Annotated in this window: 11 protein-coding genes and 3 pseudogenes; 7 read left to right on the top strand and 7 right to left on the bottom strand. The window is 69.2% G+C overall.

Annotated features, from left to right (window positions below; translation table 11 throughout):
* Positions 1-16: 16 nt before the first annotated feature.
* The 5 genes and pseudogenes from ACQCO7_RS38890 to ACQCO7_RS38870 form a co-directional block, all read left to right on the top strand.
* Positions 17-400, top strand: a pseudogene (locus ACQCO7_RS38890) (IS701 family transposase); the annotation flags it as partial.
* A 357-nt stretch (positions 401-757) separates the two neighbouring features.
* Positions 758-1,563, top strand: a pseudogene (locus tag ACQCO7_RS38885) (transposase family protein).
* A gap of 10 nt (positions 1,564-1,573) precedes the next feature.
* Positions 1,574-1,798: a hypothetical protein gene (locus ACQCO7_RS38880; RefSeq protein WP_464076225.1), complete on the top strand. Its 225-nt coding sequence runs from the start codon at positions 1,574-1,576 to the stop codon at positions 1,796-1,798.
* Positions 1,791-2,866 (top strand): annotated as a pseudogene (locus ACQCO7_RS38875) (response regulator). Before ACQCO7_RS38880 ends, ACQCO7_RS38875 begins: the two are co-directional and overlap by 8 nt.
* A gap of 1,426 nt (positions 2,867-4,292) precedes the next feature.
* Entirely contained in the window at positions 4,293-6,353 is a 2,061-nt protein-coding gene (locus ACQCO7_RS38870; RefSeq protein ID WP_464077404.1) for a tetratricopeptide repeat protein, read from the top strand.
* 16 nt (positions 6,354-6,369) lie between these two features.
* Here the strand turns inward: ACQCO7_RS38870 and ACQCO7_RS38865 are convergent, their stop codons facing one another.
* From ACQCO7_RS38865 to ACQCO7_RS38855, 3 genes are all read right to left on the bottom strand, one after another.
* Complete coding sequence (locus ACQCO7_RS38865; protein ID WP_464076224.1) at positions 6,370-7,386, bottom strand: hypothetical protein; 1,017 nt, start codon at positions 7,384-7,386, stop codon at positions 6,370-6,372.
* Between the two features lie 189 nt (positions 7,387-7,575).
* Positions 7,576-7,728, bottom strand: a complete 153-nt coding sequence (locus ACQCO7_RS38860) for a hypothetical protein (protein ID WP_464076223.1) — start codon at positions 7,726-7,728, stop codon at positions 7,576-7,578.
* Entirely contained in the window at positions 7,725-8,165 is a 441-nt protein-coding gene (locus ACQCO7_RS38855; RefSeq protein ID WP_464076222.1) for a DUF6093 family protein, read from the bottom strand. The genes ACQCO7_RS38860 and ACQCO7_RS38855 overlap by 4 nt, the downstream gene beginning before the upstream one ends.
* Before the next feature lie 202 nt (positions 8,166-8,367).
* Here ACQCO7_RS38855 and ACQCO7_RS38850 point away from each other — a divergent pair, with 202 nt between their 5' ends.
* Together ACQCO7_RS38850 and ACQCO7_RS38845 are read left to right on the top strand one after the other, a co-directional pair.
* A complete protein-coding gene (locus ACQCO7_RS38850; protein WP_464076221.1) occupies positions 8,368-10,302 on the top strand; it encodes an AAA family ATPase in 1,935 nt (644 codons plus the stop codon).
* A gap of 142 nt (positions 10,303-10,444) precedes the next feature.
* Positions 10,445-10,798 carry a hypothetical protein gene (locus tag ACQCO7_RS38845; RefSeq protein WP_464076220.1) on the top strand — a complete coding sequence of 118 codons (354 nt, stop codon included), beginning with the start codon at positions 10,445-10,447 and terminating at the stop codon, positions 10,796-10,798.
* A gap of 240 nt (positions 10,799-11,038) precedes the next feature.
* On the opposite strand, the gene ACQCO7_RS38840 is transcribed toward ACQCO7_RS38845, so the two are convergent.
* The 4 genes from ACQCO7_RS38840 to ACQCO7_RS38825 all read right to left on the bottom strand — a co-directional run bounded on the left by ACQCO7_RS38840 (position 11,039) and on the right by ACQCO7_RS38825 (position 15,748).
* Positions 11,039-11,467 (bottom strand): recombinase family protein, encoded by a 429-nt coding sequence (locus ACQCO7_RS38840; protein ID WP_464077403.1) that lies wholly within the window; start codon positions 11,465-11,467, stop codon positions 11,039-11,041.
* Between the two features lie 39 nt (positions 11,468-11,506).
* Positions 11,507-14,740 (bottom strand): FxSxx-COOH system tetratricopeptide repeat protein, encoded by a 3,234-nt coding sequence (gene fxsT, locus ACQCO7_RS38835; protein ID WP_464076219.1) that lies wholly within the window; start codon positions 14,738-14,740, stop codon positions 11,507-11,509.
* Between the two features lie 49 nt (positions 14,741-14,789).
* A complete protein-coding gene (locus ACQCO7_RS38830; RefSeq protein ID WP_464076218.1) occupies positions 14,790-15,299 on the bottom strand; it encodes a hypothetical protein in 510 nt (169 codons plus the stop codon).
* Between the two features lie 248 nt (positions 15,300-15,547).
* Positions 15,548-15,748, bottom strand: a complete 201-nt coding sequence (locus ACQCO7_RS38825) for an RNA polymerase sigma factor (protein WP_464076217.1) — start codon at positions 15,746-15,748, stop codon at positions 15,548-15,550.
* Positions 15,749-15,824 lie beyond the last annotated feature (76 nt).

Here is a 15,824-nt window from a genome sequence, read left to right as displayed (position 1 = left end):
AACTGAAGGAACTGACCGCCTCTACGGGCTGCGGCCCTGGATCGAGCAGCGCTGTAAACAGATCAAGGACGAGCTCGGCCGGGCCGACTTCCAGGTCCGCTCCGACACCTCGATCCGGTTCCACCAGACCCTGGTGAACTACGTGTTCACCTTCTGCTGGAACCAGTGGTCCGCACCGCACGGGGCGCTGGATGCCACCGCACCGGATGCCTGCCCCGACGACCGGACAGAGAAGGGGCACCGACACTCCTCAGCCACGACTGGCCTGCTGGTCCAAGGTGCTCCGTGCCGTCCTCGCCTGGCTCACCCCGGCCGTCATCCAGCGCAGCTGGTGGCGGGCATGGACCGACAAGGACCCGCCACCCGAACTCCAAGCCCTCCTCGACACGGTCACGGCAGACCGCAGCGCCGTTCCTGGTCATTGTGGGGAGCAACGTTGCAATGCAACAGTCGGCAACAAGCAGGTCAGCCAGCGCCTTGATCGGCCGAAACACCCATAGCGAGGTGAGCTAGGGCAGTGGCAACAGGAACCAACTCCGTGATCACGGACTGCAACGGTTTCGAGGTCCGCCATCATGTGATTCCCCTTCTTGCAATCCGCTGGACGGGTGGCAGGTCCGCCCCTGTGCGGTGGGCCGAATGAATGGAGCCCTTGATGGACGGACCACTGCTGTCAGTGAACCTCTTTCATCCTGGGGCTGAGGAGTGAAATGGGCTGGTCAGGTGGGGTGACGTGGCGAAGCCCCTCGTCGTTGGTGTGGTGATCTCACTCATCACGCCGACGGCCGGGGGGCTTCGTTGGTTCCGTATCCTTCCATGCTCGACGTCCCGTACGAGCTGGTCGAGCATGTCTCCTGGCTCATCCACACCCGAAGGCGTGAACTTCGCTCGCCATGGCGGAAGTTGAGCTGCTTCAAGCAAGCACTGCTGACACTGGCCCACCTGCGGAAGAACGAGACGTTCGCACAGGTCGGGGCCGGGTTCGGGGTGTCGGAGGCGACGGCATGGCGCTACGTCGACGAGACACTCGAAGTCCTGGCCTCCTGGGCGCCAGGACTGCACGAGGCCCTCGTCGGGCTCGGTGAAGGAGACTTCGTCATCGTCGACGGCACGCTCATTCCCACCGACCGTATCGCCGCAGACCAGCCGTACTACTCGCAGAAGCACAAGCAGCACGGCATGAATGTCCAGGTCATCGCGGCCCCGGACGGCACCCCACTGTGGTTCTCCCGCGCGACACCGGGCCGCACGCACGACCTCACCGCGGCCCGCGCCCACGGCATCGTCCAAGCCTGCCTCACCCGGCAGATCCTGGTCCTGGCCGACCGGGCCTACCAGGGTGCCGGCGCCACCTTCCGCACCCCTTACTACCACCACAACGAACAGCCCGAGCACTACCAGCAGTTCAACCGCGACCACGCCCGGCTGCGAGCTCCGGGAGAACGCGCCTTCGCACAGCTGAAGTCCTGGCGGCTGTTACGGCGAGCCCGATGTTCAACCCGGCGTATCGGCACCATCGTCCGAGCCATCCACACACTCTTGACCTGCGACTATTCAGGATGAAAGAGGTTCAGTGAGAACGACCTTGGTATTCCTGCTTGCGTTACTCGTCGGCGTGACGGCGGCCGGGCTGACCGCGCTCACCGATGAAGGCATGCCGCGCAGCGTGCTTGCGGGCCTCGCCGCCGCCGGCCTGGCGATTCCGTTCTTCCACCGCCTCATCGACACCGAGGGCAGCGGAAGCCGGCAGCACCGGCACGCGGGTGCAGGTGTCAGGGAGGACGAGGGAAATGGGTGAACTGCGACCGCTGGGCAACGACCTCCCGGATGCTTCCCGTGCTCTCGCTCAAGCCTTGCGGGAGCTGTTCGAGGGAATGGAGGTGTCCGTTCGCCGGTACGCCGCCCGGCGCCAGCGCGATCCGGGGACGTTCTCGCGCTACCTGAACGGCACCCGCTTACCCCCGTGGCAGGTGATCACGGACCTCTTCACGGATCTCGCCGAGCACCGTGGAACCGCGGTCACGACCGAGGCCATCGAGTTGGTACGCGGGCTGTACGGGTCGGCCGTCGACGCCGCGTCTTCCCCCAAACATGCGATGGAGATCCTGGAGCAGCAGCTGGCCGACGCCGACCGGGTATCCCGCCGATCGAGCGTCCGCGGCGATGTCCTCGGCGACGCCCTGCTGGACCGTACGCATCGCATCGCCGACCTGGAGGTGCGCCTCAACCAGCTGGAAGCCGACCGGAGTGCCGAGCGGAAACGAGCGGACGAACTGGCAGAGGCCCACCCCGACGTCTCCGGGCTTCTTCGGGAGCGCGACATGCTGCGGTCCGACGTCGAGCGGCTGGAAGCGGAGCTCCGCGAGGCCCGAGCACAGCGCGCCGCAGCCGAGGACCGCTGCAATCTGCTCGAACGTCAGCTGGACGCCATCGAGGAATCCACGCCCTCGCTGCCCGCCTCCACAACTCCCCAGGACATGCCCAAGGTCCTTATCGTCGACGATCAGCCGAACAACCTGCTCGCGATGACCGCGGTGCTGGCGACGCTCGACCAGGAACTCGTCACCGTCTCCTCGGGGCGGAAGCGCTCAAGGCACTACTCGATCATGATGACTTCGCGGTCATCATCATGGACGTACAAATGCCGGAGATGGACGGCTACGAGACGTGTGCACATATCAAGCGCCGCCCCCGAACCCGTGACGTGCCCATCATCTTCCTCACCGCGATGGGCACGGACTCGGAACACTCCGCCCGCGGATACGCGGCCGGCGCCGTCGACTACATCAGCAAGCCCTTCGACCCTTGGGCCCTGCGCGCCAAGGTCGCCGTATTCACCTCCATCTACCTGGAGCGCCGCATCTAGAGATCTGTAACGGTGCGGGTTGGTCTGTCCAGACACCGACGCGCACTCGACGCCTCCGGGACCGGTGCGATCCACGAGGGCCGAGAACTCTCCTCCGCCACAAAGCAGGAGGAGAGCGGGGCGGCCAACCACACTGGGCAGTCCTGCCCCCAAGCCACGAACAGGGGACTGGGAGAAGCGGCCTGGACGATGTGGTGAACCCTGCGCGGAGCAGCGCGTCACATCCGGTGGGCGTGGGCCTCGGAGGCCGTGTTTCCCGACGAAGTGCGGCACAGCGCGCCGGGTCCGGCGGAGCACCGGGGACATGGCTCTGCGGAGGCGTCCGCGACGGCTGTGTGTACGGCCAGCTTGTGGCGGACACGGTGGAGCCGTTCCGCTTCGGTGCCGTCCCCCGGCGGCATACCTCTCCGGGACCGGCCTCGCAGGAGGAGCACGGCATGAGCAGAGCCTCCTTCCAGGCCCGCCGGCCGCTTCCTCGGTGCGTTCGCGTCGTTCGTCCGCACGGCGCTGCTCCTCGGCGTTCCTCGCTTCCTGCGCCGCCCTGACCCTGTTCAGGTAGATCTCCCAGGTGTCCGGGTGCCTGATGCAAGGGCCGTGAGTCTTGAGATTCCACCGGCAGGCCGTGCCCTTGCGGGTGGGCGCGGCGCATCGGTTGTCGTCGGAGCCTTCGCCGTGGTGGGGACAGGGCTCGTGCCGGACATCGACACGGCACGCCCGGCGGGTGGTGGCACCCTCGACGCCGCATATCCACGGCTCCGCCGTGTCCTCGCCCGCATTGGCCAGGAGGACTCGGATGAGGTGCGCGGTGTTGCCGTCGGCGATCGCCCGCCAGGCTTCCGGCGTGGCGGTGAAAGAGACACGGCCGTCGCTCTCGACCGACGTGGCCACGGTGATGGACATCGATGCTCAACCTCGACGTTTTGAGGTTTGAGGCGTGCGGCTCCGGTCGCATCAGTAGGGTGGCAGCGCCGTGGGCGCGGGGAGGGGGCTGCTGGTGACGAGGGTCGAAGCGGCGGTCGAGTACCTGTGCGCGTGGTTGGTGCACAGATCGGGGAAGGCGGACGGAGAGAGCGGCGGGCCGGTGGGCCAGTTGCACGATCTGCTCAGCCGCCGGCTCGGTGAGGACCCGGCGCTGGAGCAGGCTCGGGCAGAAGCGGAGCACGGGCGGCGAGCGATAGCGGAGCGCACCCGGCGGAGGCTGGTGGCGTCCGTGGAGGACGCCGTCAAGGTGGACGGGCAGTTCGCAGCGGAGCTGGATCGGCTCATCGAGCAGGTGCGGGCTGCGGACGCCGGGGCGGACGCGGTGGCAGGGGATCATATCGACTTCCAGTCCGGCGCGTTCGGTGGTCCGGTGCTGGGCAAGGGCACCCAGAACAACTACTTCGGGCCGTCCCGGAGGTCGGCCGTGTTGCCGCATCAGGTGGGAGTGATCCCGTCACGGGCAGGCTGTTTCCAGGACCGGGCCGAGGCTGTGCGGCTGTCGGCGGCGCTGGCCGGGGGCGGGACCACGGTCGTCAGCTCGGCGGACGGGGTACTGACGGGCGGGGTGCTGGCGGGGATGGGCGGGGTCGGCAAGACCCAGCTGGCCGCCGACTACGCCCGCACCGCCTGGCGGGCCGGAGAACTGGACGTGCTGGTGTGGATCACCGCCGCCGGCGCCGCGGAGACCGTGTCCGGCTACACGCAGGCCGGCGTCGAACTCCTGGGCGCTGAGCCCGAGCACGCGGCGCAGGCGTTCCTGGCCCGTCTGGAACCCGGCCCGCAGAAGCAGCATCCGTGGCGGTGGCTGGTGGTGCTGGACGACGTCGGTGATCCCGCCGACCTGACCGGGCTGTGGCCCCCGGCCAGTCCCCACGGGCGGACCCTGGTCACCACCCGCCGCAAGGACTCCGCCCTCACCCACGACGGCCGACGCCTCATCGAGGTCGGACTGTTCATCGAGGACGAGTCCGTCGCCTACCTCACCACCGCCCTGGCCACTCGCGAACTCACCGAACCCGCAGGACAGCTCGCCGCCCTGGCCGGTGACCTCGGGCACCTGCCGCTGGCCCTGTCCCAGGCCGCCGCCTACCTCATCGACACCGGCATCGACTGCGCCGCCTATCGCACCCTGCTCGCCGACCGCGCCACGCTACTTGCCGACACCAGCCCCGATACCCTGCCCGACGGCCAGACCCACACCACCGCCGCCGCCTGGGAGATCTCCGTCGACCGCGCCGACACCCTCCGGCCCCCCGGTCTTGCCCGGCCGATGCTTCAGCTCGCCGCGTTCCTCGCCCCCAACGGCATCCCCGACAGCGTTCTCACCAGCCGACCGGCACTCGATCTCCTCGCCGCAGCCACCGGCCGAGACCCCGGCCAAGTCACCGCCGCCGATGCCCGGCTCGCGCTCCGCGCGCTGTACAGACTCAGTCTCATCGGCCACGCCCCTTCCACTGCTCACCAGACCGTCCGCGTCCACCAGCTCATCCAGCGCGTCGTCCGCGACACCCTCACCTCCGACCAGTACGACCACATCGCCCGTACCGCAGCCGACGCCCTCTTCGCCGCCTGGCCCGCCGTCGAGGGCGACACCACGCTCGCGCAGGCCCTGCGCGCCAACACCACCGCCCTGACCACCCACGCCGAACCCGCCCTCCAGTTCCCCCAGCCACATGACGTGCTGTTCCGAGCCGGCAACAGCCTTGGGGAGGCGGGCCAGGTCACCGCCGCCCGCGACTACTTCCAAAACCTCACCCGCACCACGGCTTCCCGGCACGGCCCCGACCACCCCGACACCCTCATCGCCCGGCACAACATCGCCTACTGGCGGGGAGAAGCGGGAGACGTGACAGGAGCCACCACCGCACTCACCGAACTGCTGAAGGACTTCCTGCGGGTGCTGGGCCCCGACCATCCCGGCACCCTCACCACCCGGCACAACATCGCCCGCTGGCAGGGGGAGGCGGGGGACGCGACAGGAGCCACCACCGCATTCACTGAACTGCTGAACGACGAGCTACGGGTCCTGGGTCCCGACCACCGCGCCACCCTCCTGACCCGGCACAGCCTCGCCCACTGGCGGGGAGAAGCGGGAGACGCGACAGGAGCCGCCACCGCACTCACCGAACTGCTGGACGACCGACTGCGGGCGTTGGGCCCCGACCACCCTCACACCCTCACCACCCGGGGCAACCTCGCCGACTGGCGGGGGGAGGCGGGGGACGCGGCAGGAGCCGCCACCGCACTCACCGAACTGCTGGAAGACTTCCTGCGGGTGCTGGGCCCCGACCACCCTCACACCCTCACCACCCGAAACAACCTCGCCCACTGGCGGGGGGAGGCGGGGGACGCGGCAGGAGCCGCCACCGCACTCACCGAACTGCTGGACGACCGACTGCGGGTGCTGGGCCCCGACCACCCTCACACCCTCATCACCCGAAACAACCTCGCCCACTGGCAGGAACTGGCTGAGGAGATACGTCATAGGGGTGCGGGAAATTCGTGATCGTTCGAGCAGGTCATCAGCTTCCGATCACGATCCAGTCGACGGCGGTGCTGGTGGTGTTGGTCCGGGTCAGCCAGATGGTCAGGCCGGTGGCGGTCACGTTGGTGACGCCGACGCCGGTGACGGCTGTTTCGGGGGCGGTGGTGGAGGGGGTGGCCACGGCGCGGAAGGCGGTGCCCTTCAGGTTGAGGCCGGTGACGGTGACTGAGGTCGGGGTGTTCGCCGCGCGGGGAGTGATGATGACGCGGCTGGTGGCGATGTTCCCGGCCTTGAGCGTTCCGTCGACGGTGAAGCCGTCGGAGGCGAGCTTGGCGGAGCCGGCTACCGAGCCGGACGGGGCGTCGCGGACGTACAACTCGATGGAGGAGCCCTGCGTGGCGGTGTCGGCGCCGTAGCCGGTGATGTGGGCGACGCCGTTGCCGCCGAGCTGGTTGGCGTAGAGGGTGAACAGTCCTACCGAGTAGCCGGGGATGTGGCCTCGGGTGAAGAGGCCGCTTTCCTGGCGGGTGCCGTTCACGCGGGGGGCGGTGAGGTTGAGGCTGGGGAGTTCGTAGGTGCCGGAGGCGTCCGAGCTGTAGGCGATGGCCGTGTTCAGTGCGGCGGGCGCCGCTTCGTTCGTGCTGCCGGAGTAGAACTTGACCGAGCCGACGTCCGGGGTTCCGCCTCCGGGACTGATCACGACACGCTGGCCGTCGGCCGCGGTCTGGAGGGTGTTGCCGGTGATGACGCGGCCGTTGATCGCGTCGGCGTCGAGCTTGTCCGCGGTGATCTTCTCGGCGGCGACCGATCCGGCGGTGACCAAGCCGCTAACCAGGTTGGTGGCGTCCACGACGCCGGTCTTCAGGGCCTCAATGGAGATGGCATCGACTTGCATGACGGAAGGCGTGCTGGGGGTGCCCATCGACTGGTAGTTGAGCCACAGGTAGGGGGTGATGTAGCGGACGGCGTCATGGACGGTCCCGGGCTGGCGGGGGTCGTTGTTGAGGCCGGCCGATCCTGAACTGCCGGTGGTGGCACGGCCTTTTCTTGCCACCCCCGTCCCAGCGTCGCCGCATGCCCTGACACCGCCTCGGCAACCTCCACCCGGTCGTAGCGCGACGGCAGAGGCGTAGAGATCGGGGTGAGGAGCCGATACCAGGACACCGTGTCGTCCAGCCACTCGCGCCCGAGAACATGCTGTGCAGTGACCTGCCCGTTCCCGGACAGCACCCCACCGCGCCCTTTAATAGACGAGCACTGAGGGGACCGGGCCGAGCAGCCCCGTCTCCGTGTCCAGGACAGCGGTACCGGTCGGCCGGGTGATGCGCACCGTGTCGACCAGCACCACGGCCTCCAGGCGCTGCCGTTCGGCCTCCGTGTCGATCGGAGTGCTCACGACGCGCTGCCGTCCGTCTGCGTGATCTGGTCCAGCCAGGTCGTCCGTACCACGGCGAGCGTGGACGTCTCACCGACATCGAGCACCCGCCAGGTACGGCCCACCGCCGCCGGATCAGAAGCGGCCGTGACCGTCACCGTGTCCTCGCGGGAGGCGACCGGCGCGGTCAGCGGCGTGAGCAGCTTGTACCGGGACTTGGAGTCGTCCACATACGCCTGCCCCTCCAGGTGCAGCACGATGCCGGGACCCCCTTCAGGGAACACCCCGCCCTTCCCCTCGTACACCGTGACGGGCGGGCCCGGCTCGTACTGGCCGGTCTCCGGGTTGAACACCGGCTCACCCGGCCGGTAGACCTTCACCGTGTCGGTGAGGATCTTCCTCTCGACGATCTCGCTGACAGCCCCCAGAGTCAGCCCCTCATTCACAGGAACGCTCATGCGCTCAACCCTAAACAAGGACGCGGACAGTTCCGACCGGCCGGAGCAGGCACCAACTCCCCCTGGGGCGAACCGGGATGAACCGGCGACATGTCGGTAGTGGAGCGGCCTGCTCTGGCCGGAGATCTGAAATTCGACGGATGGACACCGCGGAATCTGGAAGGATCCGTCGCCAACAGCTATGGGACAGACGGGGCACAATGTGAGGATCAGCAGGATCACGGCGCGGGATTTCTTGTCCTTCACCGAGATGAGCATGGACGTGGGACCGGGGCTGACCGTGGTCACCGGTCCCAACGCCGCAGGGAAGTCGAACCTGTGCCAGGTGCTCGCCGCCGTGTCCGCCTACCTGGGCCACCACCGCGATTCAGACCAGCGCGACCTGCTCTCCCTGTACAGCCAGGCCGGCTATAACGGAGCTTCCGCCTTCACTCTGACGGTCTCCTTCGAACTCGACCAACCCTGGGAAGAGAAGCTGGTCACCGACTTCGTGAAAGCTGCGTACTTCGCCGTCTCCGCCCATGAGTACAACGGGGTTCCACGCGTCGCCGGCGTGGCGGTGCAGGACGCCGAGACCAGCATCACCACTGACTCCGTGGCCTCGCTCTTCCACGGCACGCTCCGGCTCGACTTCGATTCACACTGGCAAGGCGGTTGGTCCTGCGCCTGGGAGTTCAACTACGGCGAGAACATCTTCCACATCCAACTGGGCGGACCGCATCAGGAGCAGCTCCGCCCCGGAGCAGCCGAGGGCTGGAAGACCGCAGCCGTACAGACGACCCTTGGTGTCCCAACCGCCTGGACCGGATTCCCAGTCATCCTGGACCGTCTTGACCGGCCGATCCAGTTCACCGTGCGCACGTTCAATGTCGGGTCCACCAGTGCTCGGCCCGTTTCCTTGACCGCGCTCACCGAGGCGCTGCGTCTCACCGAGCAGCATTCCGTGTCCTTCGTTTCCGTGCTCGGGAAGATCTGGGCCGCGGGGGTCTCGGTGACCGCCAACCGGCGCCTGCCCGCGCGCCGGAACTTCTCCCTCGACGAACTGGCCGGCCCCCTCGACCTGAGCGACGGCAGCCGTACCGCGGCCGAGTTGTACAGGCTCAAGAACGGTACGCGTGACCAGCGCGAGGGCTTCCGCAGAACACAGGAGATGTTTCACGCCCTCACTGGGGCACGCCTGGACGTCCAGGCGACTCCCGAAGCAGATGGGATCGCCATCGACGTCATGATCGACGCCGGTCGCGGTGACCGCCGTGCTGAGTTCAGCGGAGCCGGGCTACAGGAGGCCGTCCTGCTGGCCGTCCTCACAAGCGGAGAGCCCGGCCGCGTCATCGTCCTGGACGAACCGGCGGTCCAGCTGCATCCGACCATGCAGCGGCGGATCGCCACAACCGCCCTGCGCGACGTACAGGCTCTCCTCATCACCCACAGCGCGGACCTCGTTCCGGTGAACACACCGTCCGACCTCAGACGCATCGTCCGACTCGCCCCCGGACCGGACGGTGCGACCACTGTCCGTCGCGCGCACGCCACGACCGAATCGGACCTGTCCGGCTGGATCCAGAACCTCGCCGCCGCCGACACCAGAGCCCTGCTCTTCGCCCGCGCCGTGATCCTCTGCGAAGGCGCGACAGAGACCGGCGCCCTGGGCCACTGGTGGAACACAACCCCCCAGCCGGGGCCAGAAGCCTCCAATGTCCCGCTGCTGGACGTCGGAGGCGACAACAACTTCGGCGGCTACATCAACTACCTCACCGCCTTCGGCATCCCCTGGGCCGTCATCGCCGACGGGCCGGCCCTGCGCGGCACCAGCGCACTCGCCCGACAGCTCGCCAAGCAGCAACTCCGGCCGTCCAACCCGCCTGCCGACCCGGACGACTTCACCGCCTGGACCGACTACTGGAAGACCGCAGGAGTGTTCACCCTCGCCGACCAGTTCGGCGACGACGGCAGTAAGTCCGGCGAACTGGAGGCATACTTACAACGCTTGGACCTCCAGATCTTCGACCAGGCCAAGAAGGACACCACCAGCAAGCCGCGGGTGGGCGCCCTCTTCGCCACCCGCTACCCGCACGGCGTGCCGACGGAGGTCGCCGCCCTGTACAAGGACGTGGCCACACACCTCGGTCTCGGCTGACGCCTCCGGCTGCACTCAAGCCTCCTGCACCAGGATTCATCGGACCGTCGGCCAGCCGGAGATGGGCGGCGAGGCGATCTGGGCTCCCTGAGCTGACGAGATCGGCACTGTGTCCACGACGGCCTTGGCCATGATGACCCCTATGCCGATCAAGACCGACGACGACTTGTTCGAAGACGACCCAGCGACATGCTCCCCGGTTGTCGACGAGGCGACCGGCGAGGTACGACTGCTATCCGAGCGATGCCCAACTTGTATCTTCCGGCGCGGCAACCCGTTTCACTCCGCGATGCCACATCGAATCCGCAGCATGATCGCTGACGCCGTGGAGAACGAGGGACACGTGGTGTGTCACTCCACACTGCCAGGCTCGGCACCCGCAGACACCGAGCCGGCAATCTGCCGGGGGTTCGCAGATGGGTACGGTGACCGGTCGTTGGCAATACGGCTCGGCAACGCCCTGGCGCTCATCCGGGAGATCCCCCCACCCCGGTGAGGACAGCGGGTCAGCTCGCTCCAACGTTCATCCAGGCGTGAGCCGACGACACAATCGGCTGATGCACACAGGGAGTTGTCCCACGACCGTGCCACCCTCGTACCACTGGCTCGGGCGGTTTGAGCCGGAACCGCAGCGTGTAGGGGGTCGAGTAGGAACCATGCAGCGAGTGCACTTTGGTGTCACATGATTTGACACCCGGGTTGAGCTGGCCGAACTCGTTGCGGCCGTGCGGGCGGGTCAGTCTTCGTTTTCGCCGTGAGCCACGGTGGTCGCCTCTCGGTGTTTGCGTAGTTCCCGGTACAGGGTGGAGCGGCTGATGCCGAGGTCGGCGGCGACCCGTTCGGGGATCGCGCCGTCCTTGATCCGCTGGGCGGCTCCGGCGCGGGTGGTCGCGTTGAGTTTCGCCGGGCAGCCGGTCGGCAGTCCGCGGGCCTGCTTGGCCGTGCGGGCGCCGGCGGCGCGCTCCAGCACGTAGATCCGTTCCATCTGCGCGAACATCGCCAGCAGGGCGATGGCCATGTCGGTGCCGGATCCCGGTTCGCTGGTGTCGACGCCGAGTTTGTCGCCGAGGGTGCGCAGGAAGATGCCGCGTTCGGTGAGGTCGTGGACGAGGTTGAGGGTCTCGCGCATGTTGCGACCCAGCCGGTCCAGGATGAGGACGTTGATCCGGTCGCCTGTGTCACATCCATGCTTGTGACACCGCGGTCACGGCGGCCCGGCGCGGCCATCGCGCTCGGCAACGGCGGCAGTGAGATTGCCCCGCACCGTCACCGTGAGCGGATGTTCCTCGCCCAGCACCCGCACCGTGTCGGTGAGGGTCTGCTCGTACAGGGGGATCGCTCGCCCCAGGTCCCCCGCCGATGCGTAGGCGTGGGCGAGGTTGTTGCGGGAGGCCAGGGTGGAGGGGTGGTCCTTGCCCAGCACTCGGGTGCGGTCGGTGAGGGTCTGCTTCAACAGGGGGATCGCCCGCCCCAGGTCCCCCGCCGATGCGTAGGCGTGGGCGAGGTTGTTGCGGGAGATCAGGGTGTTGGGGTGGTCCTTGCCCAGCACCCGCACGGTGTCGGTGAGGGTCTGCTTCAACAGGGGGATCGCCCGCCCCAGGTCCCCCGCCGACTCGTAGGCGGCGGCGAGGTTGTTGCGGGAGATCAGGGTGTTGGGGTGGTCCTTGCCCAGCACTCGGGTGCGGTCGGTGAGGGTCTGCTCGTACAGGGGGATCGCCCGCCCCAGGTCCCCCGCCGACTCGTAGGCGGCGGCGAGGTTGTTGCGGGAGGTCAAGGTGTTGGGGTGGTCCTTGCCCAGCACTCGGGTGCGGTCGGTGAGGGTCTGCTCGTACAGGGGGATCGCCCGCCCCAGGTCCCCCGCCGACCGGTAGGCGGCGGCGAGGTTGTTGCGGGAGGTCAGAGTGTCGGGGTGGTCCTTGCCCAGCACTCGGGTGCGGTCGGTGAGGGTCTGCTCGTACAGGGGGATCGCCCGCCCCAGGTCCCCCGCCGATGCGTAGGCGTGGGCGAGGTTGTTGTGGGAGGCCAGGGTGGAGGGGTGGTCCTTGCCCAGCACTCGGGTGCGGTCGGTGAGGGTCTGCTCGTACAAGGGGATCGCCCGCCCCAGGTCCCCCGCCGACCGGTAGGCGGCGGCGAGGTTGTTGCGGGAGGTCAGAGTGTCGGGGTGGTCCTTGCCCAGCACCCGCACCGTGTCGGTGAGGGTCTGCTCGTACAAGGGGATCGCCCGCCCCAGGTCCCCCGCCGACTCGTAGGCGGCGGCGAGGTTGTTGCGGGAGGCCAGGGTGGAGGGGTGGTCCTTGCCCAGCACCCGCACCGTGTCGGTGAGGGTCTGCTTCAACAGGGGGATCGCCCGCCCCAGGTCCCCCGCCGACTCGTAGGCGGCGGCGAGGTTGTTGCGGGAGATCAGGGTGGAGGGGTGGTCCTTGCCCAGCACTCGGGTGCGGTCGGTGAGGGTCTGCTCGTACAAGGGGATCGCCCGCCCCAGGTCCCCCGCCGACTCGTAGGCGGCGGCGAGGTTGTTGCGGGAGGCCAGGGTGGAGGGGTGGTCCTTGCCCAGCACCCGCACCGTGTCGGTGAGGGTCTGCTCGTACAAGGGGATCGCCCGCCCCAGGTCCCCCGCCGACTCGTAGGCGGCGGCGAGGTTGTTGCGGGAGATCAGGGTGTTGGGGTGGTCCTTGCCCAGCACCCGCACCGTGTCGGTGAGGGTCTGCTCGTACAGGGGGATCGCTCGCCCCAGGTCCCCCGCCGATGCGTAGGCGTGGGCGAGGTTGTTGCGGGAGGCCAGGGTGGAGGGGTGGTCCTTGCCCAGCACCCGCACCGTGTCGGTGAGGGTCTGCTCGTACAGGGAGATCGCCCGCCCCAGGTCCCCCGCCGACTCGTAGGCGGCGGCGAGGTTGTTGCGGGAGGCCAGGGTGGAGGGGTGGTCCTTGCCCAGCACCCGGGTGCGGTCCTTCAGAGCGCGTTGGAGGTGTCTGATGGCGCGGGCGGGCTGGCCCTGGTTTTCGAGGAAGCTTCCGGTGCTGTAGAGGATGTGGGCGGTGGTGTCGGTGTCGGTGCCGGGGGTGGTGTGGTCGGTGAGGGCGTCGATGTGGGGGAGTAGGGTGCGCCAGGTGGGCCAGGTGGCGGGGGTGTCAAAGGTGGCGGGCAGGGCGGTGTGGAGGCTGGTGGTGGCTCGTTCACGCGCGTCGTCGATGAGTGTGGGCGTGCGGTGGGGGTCGTCGGGGTCGGGTGTGCGCGCGAGGGCCTGGACGAGGCGGTGGACGGCCAGGGTGCCGGTGGCGGGGTCGGGGGTGATCATGCTGTAGGCGGTCAGGAGGCCGAGTGCGGCACTGTGTTTGGGCGGGTCTGCGGGGTCGGCGTCGAGCAGGGTGGTGGGGATGTGGTCGGGGGCGTACCAGGCGAGGGTGCGCAGCAGGTCGGCGGCGTGGGGCTGGAGGTGGGTGATGCGGTCGAGGGTGATGTTCCAGATGCGGGCGATGGTGCGTTCGGCCGGGGTGGTGGCCGCGCCGCTGGCGTACATCGCCGCCGGGTACCGGGCGAGCAGGGCGAGGTAGGTGCGGGGGGTGGTGAGCGGGTTCTGGGCGAGGTAGGCGGCCACCTGTTCGATGGCCAGGGGGAGGTGGCCGAGTTCGTCGCAGAGGTCGGCGGCGCCGTCGAGATCGCGGACGGGGTGCTGGGCGGTGGCGGTGCGGGTGAACAGCGCGAGGGACTCGGCGGGTTCGAGGACGTCGAGGCGGACCAGGGTGGTGGCGTCGTTCCAGACGGTGGCGAGGCGGCTGGTGATCAGGAACCGTCCGGTGCGGGCGCGGGCGATCAGGGGGGCGATGTCGGCGGGGTCGTTGACGTTGTCGAGGACGATCAGCCAGCCGGTGTGGGCAGCCAGCCACTGGGTGGCCCATTCGGCGAGCGCCTCGGCGGTCAGGGCCCGGGACAGTGCGGGCTGGATGGTCGTGGTGAGACCGGCCAGGCCCTGCTGGACGGCTGCGGGGCTGTCGGCGGTGATCCACCGCACGGGGACGTGGCCGTGGGGGCGGGTGGCGGCCCAGTGGGCGGCCAGGGTGCTCTTGCCGATCCCGCCCAGCCCGTGGACCGCCTGGACCAGGGCCGCGCCAGGAGTGGCGAGGGCGGCATCGAGGCGGTCGAGTTCGTGCCCGCGTCCGACGAACAGGCCCGGCCGGTAGGGCAGGTCGTCCAGGCCCGCCGGGGCGGCCACCTCGGCGGGCGGCCTCAGCGCGTCGGGCGGCAACTGCACGGTGGGGGCGTAGATGCCGGAGACGGCGAACCCTCCGTCGGTGGCGGTGGCGTTCCCGCTGTGGAGTACCTCCTGCCACGTGCCCGCCGGGCCGGGAGACGCGGGCTGCACCCTGCCGCCCGCGTCCGCCGGCGCGGCCGGGGCGGTGCTCGTGCCGGGGCGATCCTTGCGCCGCGGCCATCGGACCATGCCGTCCCCCTGGATTTCCCTGACCGGCTTCTGGTGGTGGCAGGGCCGGTTATTCGTTGACGATGCCGCTGACCGCGCTGGAGCCGGTCCCGGTGGCCTCCGCGTCCCCGGTGCGCACGGCCCGCGCCGGGCCGGGACGGCCGCCGGTGTTCTTGATACCGCTGGTCGCGCTGCCCCCGTCGCGGGCCACCGCCCGGCCTGTCGCGACTGCCGTGTCACCGGCCGAAGCGGCCACGAAGGACAGCAGTTCGCGCAGTTCGGCGGCGGCGCGTTCCCGTCCGGCCTCGTCGAGTTCCTCCAGCAGGGCTTCGAAGCGTGCGGCCCACACGCCTTCCTGCCGCAGCCGCTGCGCGCCCGTATCCTCCGCAGCATCCGGCGTCAGGACAACCTGCGCGGTGTGATCGAGGCGGTCGAGTTCGGCTGCCGCGCGTGCGGTGCCGGCACGGCCGAAGATCTCCCCCACCCGGTGCCGCAGCCCCATCCACGCATCCGTCTCCGCGGCCTGCACCACCGCACCGCCACCCGCCGCCGCCAACGCGGCCAGAGCCTCCGCGAGCATGCACCCACCCCTTCTTCTCTCCTGTACAGGCCGGCCGTCCCGCCGGACCCGCCCCCGGGCATCACCTGACGTACACCTATCAGCACGTCTGGTGGCCGCGCATAGTTCCCGTCCCTTCTGCACCGAGGGCGAGGGTCTGCGCCCGCCCCGGCCCGCGTGAGCCTGACGTCCGGCGCGCAGGCCGCCCGACCACCTCCGCCGCGATGTCCGGCCGGGGCTCCGCCCCGGGCATGCGCCTCAGCGCGCGCTCATGACGCCGGGCGGCGCGCCGGCTCGTCCCGCAGCCGGCCCCTCAACCGCCATGCCTCCAGGTACGTGATCGCGGCGATGTCCTCGCCCGCCGACGGGTCGCCTGTCAGGCGTACGCCGTGCCGGTGGACCGCCTGAGCATGATCGCGGACCAGCGCCTGGAATGCCTCTGGGTCACCCGCTTGTATCCGGGCGTGCATCGAATATCTCGTCACATCCAGCCCTTGTCCGCAGCCCCTCGCCCGTCACAGTGATGTGTGACACAGCCTGGCCGGG

The sequence above is a fragment of the Streptomyces saintjeani genome (genome assembly GCF_055409605.1).
This window is presented reverse-complemented; position numbering and strand designations above follow the sequence as displayed.

Coding starts and splice junctions, on each gene's coding strand:
- ACQCO7_RS38855 (WP_464076222.1), bottom strand. CDS start 8,165: ATGAGCGTTCCTGTGAATGAGGGGCTGACTCTGGGGGCTGTCAGCGAG.
- ACQCO7_RS38845 (WP_464076220.1), top strand. CDS start 10,445: ATGCCGATCAAGACCGACGACGACTTGTTCGAAGACGACCCAGCGACA.
- fxsT (WP_464076219.1), bottom strand. CDS start 14,740: ATGGTCCGATGGCCGCGGCGCAAGGATCGCCCCGGCACGAGCACCGCC.
- ACQCO7_RS38830 (WP_464076218.1), bottom strand. CDS start 15,299: ATGCTCGCGGAGGCTCTGGCCGCGTTGGCGGCGGCGGGTGGCGGTGCG.
- ACQCO7_RS38825 (WP_464076217.1), bottom strand. CDS start 15,748: ATGCACGCCCGGATACAAGCGGGTGACCCAGAGGCATTCCAGGCGCTG.